General features: G+C 71.5%; 8 protein-coding genes. 4 read left to right on the top strand and 4 right to left on the bottom strand.

The genetic code is table 11. The features are described 5' to 3' along the window. Positions 1 to 39: 39 nt before the first annotated feature. Both ACIGA3_RS15040 and ACIGA3_RS15045 read right to left on the bottom strand, forming a co-directional pair. Positions 40 to 1,473 (bottom strand): sugar porter family MFS transporter, encoded by a 1,434-nt coding sequence (locus ACIGA3_RS15040; RefSeq protein WP_399714896.1) that lies wholly within the window; start codon positions 1,471 to 1,473, stop codon positions 40 to 42. Then, a complete protein-coding gene (locus ACIGA3_RS15045; protein WP_399714897.1) occupies positions 1,470 to 2,522 on the bottom strand; it encodes a zinc-dependent alcohol dehydrogenase family protein in 1,053 nt (350 codons plus the stop codon). The genes ACIGA3_RS15040 and ACIGA3_RS15045 overlap by 4 nt, the downstream gene beginning before the upstream one ends. Positions 2,523 to 2,708: 186 nt before the next feature. Here ACIGA3_RS15045 and ACIGA3_RS15050 point away from each other — a divergent pair, with 186 nt between their 5' ends. The 3 genes from ACIGA3_RS15050 (at position 2,709) to ACIGA3_RS15060 (ending at position 5,116) form a co-directional block, all read left to right on the top strand. Further along, positions 2,709 to 3,740, top strand: a complete 1,032-nt coding sequence (locus tag ACIGA3_RS15050) for a LacI family DNA-binding transcriptional regulator (RefSeq protein ID WP_399714900.1) — start codon at positions 2,709 to 2,711, stop codon at positions 3,738 to 3,740. 57 nt (positions 3,741 to 3,797) lie between these two features. Continuing rightward, positions 3,798 to 4,748 carry a carbohydrate kinase gene (locus ACIGA3_RS15055; RefSeq protein WP_399714903.1) on the top strand — a complete coding sequence of 317 codons (951 nt, stop codon included), beginning with the start codon at positions 3,798 to 3,800 and terminating at the stop codon, positions 4,746 to 4,748. A gap of 92 nt (positions 4,749 to 4,840) precedes the next feature. Next, positions 4,841 to 5,116 carry a hypothetical protein gene (locus ACIGA3_RS15060; protein WP_399714906.1) on the top strand — a complete coding sequence of 92 codons (276 nt, stop codon included), beginning with the start codon at positions 4,841 to 4,843 and terminating at the stop codon, positions 5,114 to 5,116. A 76-nt stretch (positions 5,117 to 5,192) separates the two neighbouring features. Here ACIGA3_RS15060 and ACIGA3_RS15065 read toward each other — a convergent pair whose 3' ends face one another. Both ACIGA3_RS15065 and ACIGA3_RS15070 read right to left on the bottom strand, forming a co-directional pair. After that, on the bottom strand, positions 5,193 to 5,435 hold the full coding sequence (locus ACIGA3_RS15065; RefSeq protein WP_399714908.1) for a hypothetical protein: 243 nt from the start codon (positions 5,433 to 5,435) through the stop codon (positions 5,193 to 5,195). A 156-nt stretch (positions 5,436 to 5,591) separates the two neighbouring features. Then, positions 5,592 to 8,204 (bottom strand): ABC transporter, encoded by a 2,613-nt coding sequence (locus tag ACIGA3_RS15070; protein WP_399714910.1) that lies wholly within the window; start codon positions 8,202 to 8,204, stop codon positions 5,592 to 5,594. A 297-nt stretch (positions 8,205 to 8,501) separates the two neighbouring features. Between ACIGA3_RS15070 and ACIGA3_RS15075 the strand changes: the two genes are divergently transcribed. After that, on the top strand, positions 8,502 to 10,364 hold the full coding sequence (locus ACIGA3_RS15075) for an N-acetylmuramoyl-L-alanine amidase (RefSeq protein WP_399715416.1): 1,863 nt from the start codon (positions 8,502 to 8,504) through the stop codon (positions 10,362 to 10,364).

The raw sequence follows: 10,364 nt of genomic DNA on the forward strand, positions 1-10,364 counted from the left end.
CGAGCTCCGGGACCCGGCGACGCCGGGCCCCGGACCCGTTCAGCTCACCGACGCGGTGGCCCGCTCAGTGGCCTCGGCCGTACCCCCGCGGTGCAGCAGGTCCCGCTCGATCTGCTCAAGCGTCCGCCCCCGCGTCTCCGGCAGGAGCTTCTTGACGAAGACGCCGGATGCGAGGGTCGTGACGGCGAAGATCACGAAGTTGGCCCCCGCTCCCCAGGCATGGAGGAGGGACGGGAAGACCAGCGCCACGGTCATGTTGAAGAGCCAGTTGAACACGACGCACACACCGACCGCCCCCGCGCGGATGCGGGTGGGGAACAGCTCGGGCAGCATCACCCACTGCACCGGCCCCCAGGAGGTGGCGAACGCGGCCACATAGAGGGCGACACCGAAGAGCGTGAGCGGGGCGAGCAGTGACCCGTGGCCCAGCGGCGTGAGGTTCACCGCGGCCAGGACGACCATGCCCGCGCACATGCCGGCCGAGCCCCACAGCAGCAGGGGCCGACGCCCGCGGCGGTCGATCAGGCGCATCGCCGGGAGGGTCATCAGCATGTTGACCACGCCGATGCCGACGTTGGCGAGGATCGCGCCGTCGTCGCCGAACCCGATGCTCGTCAGCAGCGTCGGGGCGTAATAGATGATCGTGTTGATGCCGCCGAAGTTCTGGAAGAACACCAGCAGGAGACCGACGACGAGCATGGGACGCAGCCGGGAGGAGAGCAGGTCACGCAGTGTCAGCCGCCGCGTATCGGCGCGCTCCTCGGCCAGCGTCTTCTCGATGTCGAGCAGCTCGTCGCGGGCGGCCTCGCCGTCGCCGCGCAGGCGGGTCAGCACCTCGCGGGCGTCGTCCCGGCGGCCCCGCCCCACCAGCCACCGCGGACTCTCCGGCTGCGTGAGGATGCCGAGGGCGAGGACCGCCGCCGGCAGCACACCGAGCCCGATCATCCAGCGCCACGCGTGCGCGGGAGCCAGGGCGTAGTCGGTGAGGTAGGCCAGGAAGATGCCCACGGTCACCAGGAGCTGCATGAGGGACGCGAGACCGCCGCGCACCTCCACCGGCGCCAGCTCGGTCAGATAGAGCGGGACGACGACCGAGGCGATGCCGACGCCGACGCCGATGACCACCCGCGCGCCGATGAGGAGCGACGCCTCCGAGGCGAAGGCCGCGCCGACCGTGCCCACGATGAAGACGAGCGCGGCGCCCAGGATCAGCCGGCGCCTGCCCCAGGCGTCGGAGAGCTTTCCGGCCAGCGCTGCGCCCGCCATCGCGCCCACCAGGAGGCCCGACACGACCAGGCCCTCCAGCAGCGGCGTGAGGGCGATGTCCTGGCGGATGAAGAGCATCGCACCGGAGATCACCCCCGTGTCGTACCCCCACAGGATGCCGCCGAGGGCGCCGAACACCCAGATCAGGGCGTTCCGCAGCCGTGGCCGCCGCTTCGGTGCCGCCTCGGGCTCCGGCGCGCGGCTCATGACGCCGCGTCCGCGGCCGTCGCGGCCGACGGGACCGCCGCGATGCGCGGGTCCTCCGGCTGCGGGGCGAGGTGGATCTTCTGTCCGGTGCCGGCGCGGAAGAGGCGCACGGCCTCGTCGAAGTCCTCCAGCGGCAGGACGTCGCTGACGAGCGGGTCCAGGTCCAGTCCGCCGGCGAGGATCTCCACGGCGGGCTGGAAGCCGTTGTGCACCGCCATGGAACCGATGATGTCGATCTCGCGGTTGTAGACCATGTACGGCGAGAAGGAGGCGCGCCTTGCCGGGTCGGCGACGCCGAACTGGAGGAAGGTGCCGCCCTTGCGGACTCGGCCGAGACCGTCCTCGATGGCCGCTATGACGCCGGTCGCGTCGATGACGACCTCGAAACCGTCCTCCCGGCCCAGCTCGTCGGCGCCGGCGGCCGTGGCGTCGGCGCCCATGCGCCGGGCCAGCTCCAGGCGGCGGACATTGGGGTCGACTACGGACACGGAGGCCGCGCCGGCGTTGCCCACCAGGGCGGCCATCATCAGGCCCATGGTCCCGGCGCCGTAGACGAGGTAGTGCTCACCGGGGCGCCGAGGCAGTCGGCTCAGGCCGTGCACGGCGCAGGAGAGCGGCTCGACGAGCCCGGCCGCCGCCTCGGACAGTCCGTCGGGCAGGACGTGGCAGCGGGCCGCGGGGACGGCCACGTACTCGGCGAAACCGCCGTTGCGGGTCACGCCGACGGCCGTGTAGTGCTCGCAGAGGTTGCCGCGGCCGATCCGGCAGTAGTGGCAGGCGCCGCAAGGGGTGTTGGGGTCGACGGCGACCCGCTGGCCGACGGCCGGGAAGAGCACGTCCTTGCCGACCTCCACCACGACGCCCGTCAGCTCGTGGCCGGGGATGAGCGGGTAGGGGACGGACGGCAGCTCACCGCCCAGGATGTGCATGTCCGTCCCGCAGAGGCCGCAGGAGCTGACGCGGACGACCACCTCCGAGGAGCCGGGACTCGGATCGGGTATGACGGCAAGCTCGGCGCTTCCCGGCTGGGTGACCACGACAGCGCGCATGGCGCCTCCTCACAGCGGTGTGCGGACGGATGTCCGAAGACGCCGCGAAACCTAATCGCCACGTAAGCGTTTGCGCAAACGCTTACGTGTGACTTTTCATAGGTCACTGACGTCTCATGGACGGGCGAGCCGGACGGAGGAGCCGGACGGACGAGCACGCGGCGTGGGGCACACGAAGGAGAAACGATGCGGACGATGGCGGACGTGGCGAGACACGCGGGTGTCTCGGTGGCCACGGTCTCCCACGTGCTGAACGCCACCCGTCCGGTACGGCAGGAGACTCGTGACGCGGTGCTGCGCGCCATCGACGAACTGGGCTACATCCACAACACCCTGGCGAGATCCCTGGTCACCTCCCGCACCCGCTCCGTCGGCCTGGCCGTCTCGGCGATCAGCAACCCCTACTTCACCGAGATCCTCCAGGGAGTCGAGGCCGAAGCACTCGCCTCCGGCTACGGCCTGCTCATCGCCGACCCGCACGACGACCCCGCACACGAGCTGAGCGTGGTCCGCATGCTCCACGAACGCCGGGTGGACGGCGTGATCATCGCGCCCTCGGCCGAACCGTCGGCGCTGCTCGCGTACCTGGACCGGGCCGATGTCCCCGCCGTCTTCCTCGACCGGCTCGTCGACGAGGCCGAGGAACCGGCGTACGACCAGGTCTGCGCCGAGGGCACCGCGCCCGTGCGGGAACTGGTCGGGCACCTCGCCGCGCTCGGGCACCGCCGGATCGCCATGGTGGCGGGGCTCGCCGGGCTGAGCACCACGACCGAGCGGATCGAGGGGTACCGGCAGGGGCTCGGCGCGGCCGGTATCCCGTTCGACCCCGACCTGCTCGCACACGGGAACTCCGCGTCCGAAGGCGCCCGCCACGCGACCGGGCGCCTGCTGGCCGGACCCGCACGCCCCACGGCCGTGATCGCGGCGAACAACGCGATGACCATCGGCGCGCTCCAGGCACTCCGCGAGGCGCGCCTGCGCATCCCGGAGGATGTCGCGCTCGCCGGTTTCGACGACTTCGAGTGGGCCGACCTCTTCTCGCCCAGCCTCACCGCCGTCCGCCAGCCGAGCCGTGACCTCGGCAAACTGGCGCTGCGCCTCCTCCTGGACCGGCTGGACGCGCCGGACCGTCCCACGCGGACCGTCCGGCTGCCCTGCACCCTCGTCCACCGCACGTCCTGCGGCTGCCCGCCGGGCGCCGTCGCCCTTCCCGGCTGACGTACTCACCACCACGTCGCCCCGCCGCACCACGGCTCACCGAAAGGAAACAGCACAGTGATCGTCGTCGCCGGCGAGGCACTCATCGACCTCGTGCCCGCCCCCGTCACCTCCGACCCGGCGCCCGCCCTGCCGCCGCTCCTCCCGCAGCGCGGCGGCGGACCGTACAACGTCGCCGTCGCGCTGGGACGCCTCGGTTCGCCGACGTCGTTCTGCTCGCGCGTATCCACGGACGCGTTCGGTACCGCCCTGCTCGCGGGGCTGCGGGACGCCGGTGCCGGCACGGAGCTGGTCCAGCGGGGCCCCGAGCCCACCACGCTGGCCGTCGCCGACGTGGGCAGCGACGGGTCGGCCGGCTACGGCTTCTACACCGAGGGCACGGCCGACCGGTTGTTCGCCCTCCCGCCCGCGCTGCCGGACGGCGTCACCGCCCTCTCCGTCGGCACCTGCTCGCTGGTGCTGGAGCCGGGCGCGAGCGCGTACGAGGCGCTGCTGCGGCGGGAGTCGGCGGGCGGGGTCTTCACCGCCCTCGACCCCAACATCAGGGCCGGTCTGATCACGGACGCCGACGCCTACCGCAAGCGGTTCCTGTCCTGGCTGCCGTACGTCGCCCTGCTGAAACTGTCGGTGGAGGACGCCCGGTGGCTCGCGGACACCGGCTCCGACGAGGACCTCGACGTCCACCTCTCCGCGTGGCTGGAGCAAGGTCCGGCGGCGATCGTCCTGACCCGGGGCGGCGACGGACTGAGCGTGTGGAGCCGGGGCGCCGGCCGGGTGAGCGTGCCGGGCACGCCGGTCACGGTGGTCGACACGATCGGGGCGGGCGACACGGTCAACGCGGCGCTGCTGCACCGGCTGCGGGAGATCGACGCGCTGAGCCACGAGACCGTCGCGGGTCTGGGCGCCGAGGTCTGGCGTGACGTGCTCGGATTCGCGGCCCGTGCGGCGGCCCTGACCTGTTCCCGGTCCGGCGCCGAACCTCCGTACGCGTGGGAGCTGTCGGCCTGACGGGAGCGGACGCGCGGGACCTCGAACAAGGCTGCGCCGAAGCGCAGTTGCCGATTTCATGTCCGGCCGCGGGTCTGTTTATGATCTTGGTTGTGACTGTGCAGAGCCCCGGCAAGACGCCGTCCCGTAAGCAGCGACTCCAGGAGAAGCAGCGTCGTCAGCTGGCCGTGGTCGACACCGTCGACAAGGCCGAGGTGAAGGTGCGCAAGGCGGAGGCCGAGCTGGCCGTGGCCGTGGTGGAGGCGGTGGAGGTCTTCGGCGACGAGGACGCTGCCTCCCAGGGGCTCGACATGCCCGTGGAGACCATCCGCCGGTTCGTCGATCTCGCGGTGACCGCGAAGGCGGCGGCCGACGAGGCCGACGTGTAACTCCCCTGGTCGCACGACGAGGTGGGCGCCGCGTGATGTGCGGCGCCCACCTCGTCATTGTCTACGGCGGGGCTCCTCAGTCGCCCTTGTGACCGCGCCTGCGGTCCTGGGAGAGGTCGCTGCCGGCGACGGACCGGTCGTCCTCGCTGATGTTCTTGTCGTCCAGCAGCTGGCCCGCCTCGGAGCCGACACGCTTGCTCGTGTGGTGGCCGCGTTCGACGTCGGACAGGGCACTCGCTGCGACCGAGCGCTCTTCCGGCGTGGCGTTCGGGTCGCTCATGATGCGTGCGGCCTCTGATGCGTCCATCTTGCCCGTCATGATCGCTCACCTTCCGTGTCGGGGAGCGTCCTGCCCGCACCCCTCGGTTGGCAGCCTCACGGGCACGCGTCGGTGCTCGCGCGACTACGGCCGTATCCATGCTACCGAGAATCATCGGATATGCCGACAAATATGGACAGCGCGGGAGCTTGCTGATCAGGGCATCAGGCGGCGGGCCAGGTGGTCGGCGGTCGGGGCGCCGCCCGCCGAGGCGATGTCCCGCGGGCGGCCCTCGGCGACGATGCGGCCGCCGTCGTCACCCGCTCCCGGACCGAGGTCCATGACCCAGTCCGCGGCGGCGACCGTGCGCAGGTCGTGCTCCACCACGACGACCGTGTTCCCGGCGTCGACGAGGCGCTGGAGCTGTCCGATCAGCAGGTCCACGTCCGCCGGGTGCAGTCCCGTGGTCGGCTCGTCCAGCAGGTACAGGCTGTGGCCGCGCGGCGCCCGGTGCAGTTCGCTGACCAGCTTGATGCGCTGGGCCTCGCCGCCGGACAGCGTCGTGGCGCTCTGGCCCAGCGTCAGGTAGCCGAGGCCGATGTCGGAGAGCAGCTTGAGGATACGGGCGGCGGGCTGCACGTCGGCGAGGAACTCGTGCGCCTCCTCCACGCTCATCGCCAGCACGTCCGCGATGGTCCTGTCGCGGTAACGCACCATCAGCGTGCCGGGGTTGTAGCGGGCGCCCTCGCAGACCGGGCAGGGGGAGGTCTCCGTGGGCAGGAAGAGGAGTTCGATGCTGACGACTCCGTCGCCCAGGCAGTGCGGGCAGCGTCCCTGGGTCACGTTGAACGAGAACCGGCTCGCTGTGTAACCGAGTTCGCGCGCGGTCGGCTGGGCCGCGAACAGTTTGCGGACGCTGTCGAACAGACCGGTGTAGGTGGCGAGGTTCGAGCGCGGGGTGCGCCCGATGGGCTTCTGGTCCACGACCACCAGTCGGTCGATGTGCTCAAGTCCCGTACTGGACCGCACCGTCACCCGGTCCTCCGCCAGGTCCCAGGCCGGCACCCCGGCCTCCTCCTCGTCGGTGGTCTCCACCGAGGCGGGGTTGCGGGCGGCGTCCTCCGCGGTCTCATCGGCGTGCAGATGGTCGCGGACCGTCTCCGCGAGGGCGCGCCGGACCAGGGTCGACTTCCCGGACCCGGAGACGCCGGTGACCGCGGTCAGCGTGCCGAGCGGGAAACTCGCGTCCAGGTCACGGAGGTTGTGGCCGGTGACGCCGTTCAGGCGCAGCCACCCCTCCGGCCGGCGCGGCTCCTTTGGACCGGGGACGGCGGGTGCGTCCAGCGGGAGGTACCGGGCGGTGACCGAGTCCGGCGCCTCGTGCAGCCCTTCGGTGGGCCCGTTGTAGAGGACCTGCCCGCCGTGTCGCCCGGCCCCCGGTCCCATGTCCACGATCCAGTCGGCCGAACCGAGTACCTGCGCGTTGTGCTCCACCACGAACACGCTGTTCCCGGCACCCCGGAGCCGTCGCAGGGCGCTGAGCAGCAGCTCCGTGTCGGCGGCGTGCAGACCGGCGGAGGGCTCGTCCAGCACGTACAGCACCCCGAACAGACCGCTGCGGAGCTGGGTGGCCATGTGCAGCCGTTGCAGCTCGCCGCTGGAGAGGGTGGAGGTCGCGCGTGCGGTGGCGAGGTAGCCGAGGCCCAGGTCGGTCAGCGTGCCCAGCTGGTCCTGGAGCCCGCCGATCAGGGCGTGCGCGGCCTGCCTGCGCTCGGCCGGCAGCGCCAGGGTGTCGGGGTGGTCGCGCGCCGTCTCCAGGAAGGCCGAGAGCTGGCTCAGGGGCATCGAGGTGGCGACCGAGATGTCCTGCCCGGCGACGGTCACCGCCAGCGCCTCCGGATTGAGCCGCTTGCCGTGGCAGGTGGGGCAGATCTCCTCGGCCATGAAAGAGGCGGCTTTCGCCCGCAGATGGGCCGCCTTCGAGGTGGCGAATGTGTGCATCACCCATTTGCGAGGGCTCATATATGTGCCCTGGTATGAGCGCGCGACCCGGTGCGCGTCACGGATCGGGTGCACCGTGACCGTCGGTTGCTCGTCGGTGGTCAGCAGCCACTCGCGGCGGGCGGCGGGCAGCTCACGGAAGGGTACGTCGATGTCCACGCCCAGCTCGGCGAGGATGTCCCGGTAGTTCTTGCCCTGCCAGGCGCCCGGCCACGCGGCGATCGCGCCCTCCCGGATGCTCAGGGAGTCGTCGCCGACGAGTTTGCCCTCGTCGACGCTGTGCAGGCGGCCCAGACCGGAGCAGGTCGGGCACGCGCCCACCGCGGTGTTCGGCGAGAAGCTGTCGGAGTCCAGCGGCGCGGCATCACGCGGGAACGTTCCGGCGAGGTCCTCCGGGGTCCGGCCGGCCGGGTACGTACCGGCGCGGGAGTAGAGCATGCGCAGCACGTTCGAGACCCGGCTGACGGTGCCCACCGTCGAGCGGGTGCTGCCACCGCTGTGCTGCTGCCGGAGCGCCACGGCCGGCGGGAGGCCCGTGATCGAGCCCACCCTGGGTGCCGAGCCCTGGTCGATCAGCCTTCTGGCGTACGGCGCGACGGATTCCAGGTAGCGCTGCTGGGCCTCGGCGTAGATGGTGGCGAACGCGAGCGAGGATTTGCCGGACCCCGACACCCCGGTGAAGGCCACGACCTGGTCGCGGGGTACGTCCACATCGACGTGCCGCAGATTGTGTTCGTCGGCACCACGGACCCTGATCAGCCCGTCCTGACCGGCGTCCGGTGGTGCGGTGGGCGACGGTGCGGACGTCTGTCGTTGGGGTGGAGCCATGGGCAAAACCTAGCCTGACCGGCCCATCCGTGCCGCGAGGGCCTGGTGATCGGGTGACAGCGGGATGCCCGCGCCGGGCCCTCGGGGCATCCCGCCGTGCTGGTTGCACAACCGAGTTCAATGCCCATACGGTTCGAACGCCGGTGATCCGTAAGGGATTTGATGCTCGAAACGAAACACGGCAATGCAATGGTGAATGCTTTTTTACTCTTTCCTGGTTGTTATGGAGCGCGGAAACACGTGAAGACCAAAAGAACAACGGAACACGCGTCCGGGAAGCCTGTCGCGCGGCATCGGCTGCTCGGTCTGGCCGCCGCGGGCGTACTGACAGCGGGAGCCCTGACCGGCCTGGTGCCCACGACCGCACAGGCCGCGCCCGCCGAGCCGTCGGGGCCGGGCGCGCGACAGCACGCCTTCGCGGCCGCCGCCGCCAAGTACCACGTCCCCGCACAGGTGTTGCTCGCCGTGGCCTACCAGGAGTCGGCGTGGGACGCCCACGCCGGCCGGATGAGCACCAGCGGCGGATACGGCCCGATGCACCTCACCGACGTCACTGCGGCGATGCTGGCCTCCGGACCCGCCGGTGCGGTCGGCCGGGCCGACCTCGCCGCGATGGCGAAGGACCCCGCCCTGCACACCCTGCGGGCGGCGGCCAGGCTCACCGGGCTGTCCCCGGCCGAGCTGCGTGAGGACCCCGCCGCCAACATCGCGGGCGGCGCCGCACTGCTCGCCTCCTACCAGAAGACCGTCAGCGGCGGCCTGCCGTCGGACCCCGGCCAGTGGTACGGCGCGGTGGCCCGTTACAGCGGCTCCTCGCAGAAGCGGACCGCCACGGCCTTCGCCGACCGCGTCTACACCACCATCCGTACCGGGGCCGCGCGCACCACCCTCGACGGACAGCGCGTGTCCATGGGCGCCGACGGCAACGTCCGCCCCGTGAAGGGGCAGTCGACCGGCGCCGCGACGACCACCGCCACCGAGTGCCCGTCGGACGTCACCTGCACCTTCGTACCGGCGGCGGCGTCCAACGGCCAGGTCTCCAACCGGCCCGCCAATGGCATCCGGATCGACACGATCGTCATCCACGACACCGAGTCGTCGTACCAGTCCGCCATCTCGACGTTCCAGAATCCGGGCGGCAGTTCCGCGCACTACGTCATGCGGTCCTCGGACGGCGCGGTGACGCAGATGGTGCCCACCAAGGACGTCGCCTACCACGCGGGCAACTACTCGACGAACCTGCACTCCATCGGCATCGAGCACGAGGGCTACGCCGCGCACGGCGGCACCTGGTACACCGAGGCGCAGTACCAGGCCACCGCCTCCCTGGTGCGGTACCTCGCCGGCCGCTTCGGCATACCGCTGGACCGTGAGCACATCATCGGCCACGACGATGTCGCCGGCCCCAGCTCCAGCCTGATCGCGGGCATGCACTGGGACCCGGGCACCGCCTGGGACTGGGAGTACTTCATGAGCCTGCTCGGCGCCCCGGTGACGGGGGAGCACGGGGTCGGCCCGGTCGGCTCGGCGGTGACGATCACCCCCGGATTCACCGGCAACCAGCAGACCGTGCAGATCTGCCCCGGCGACGACCCCACCGGCGCCACCCCCTCCTGCGTCCGGCAGCAGCAGGCGGCCAACTTCGTCTATCTGCGCACCGCGCCCGGCGACACCGCCCCGCTCTTCGGCGACCAGGCCATCCACAAGGGCGCGGCCGGCACCGACCGGATCAGCGACTGGGGCTCCACCGCCCAGGCGGGCCAGCAGTTCGTGGTGGCCGGCATCGACGGTGACTGGACCGCCATCTGGTTCAGCGGCACGAAGGTCTGGTTCCACAACCCGGCCGGCGCCAACACCACGCCCGCGCCCGGCGTGACCCTGGTATCCGCCGCGGGCACCACGCCTGTCGCCGTCTACGGCTCCAGCTACCCCGACCCGGCGGAGTACCCCGCCGGGCTGTCCCCCTCGACGCAGACGGCGCTCAGCTACTACACCGTCCCCGCCGGTCAGGCGTACGTGGCCACCCGGCCGCCGGTCAACACCGACGACTACTTCTCCTCCGGGGCGGTCGTCATCGGCGCCAAGAAGATGTACACCATCCAGTACAACCACCGTGTCGCACTGGTCTACTCCTCGGCCGTGACCGCGAGCGGAGTCTGA

This window comes from Streptomyces sp. NPDC085596 (genome assembly GCF_044541565.1).
Taxonomy (GTDB): Bacteria; Actinomycetota; Actinomycetes; order Streptomycetales; family Streptomycetaceae; genus Streptomyces.

Bases quoted from the DNA above. Each gene is read 5' to 3' on its own strand.
- ACIGA3_RS15040 (WP_399714896.1), bottom strand. From the start codon at position 1,473: ATGAGCCGCGCGCCGGAGCCCGAGGCGGCACCGAAGCGGCGGCCACGG.
- ACIGA3_RS15045 (WP_399714897.1), bottom strand. From the start codon at position 2,522: ATGCGCGCTGTCGTGGTCACCCAGCCGGGAAGCGCCGAGCTTGCCGTC.
- ACIGA3_RS15050 (WP_399714900.1), top strand. From the start codon at position 2,709: ATGCGGACGATGGCGGACGTGGCGAGACACGCGGGTGTCTCGGTGGCC.
- ACIGA3_RS15065 (WP_399714908.1), bottom strand. From the start codon at position 5,435: ATGACGGGCAAGATGGACGCATCAGAGGCCGCACGCATCATGAGCGAC.
- ACIGA3_RS15070 (WP_399714910.1), bottom strand. From the start codon at position 8,204: ATGGCTCCACCCCAACGACAGACGTCCGCACCGTCGCCCACCGCACCA.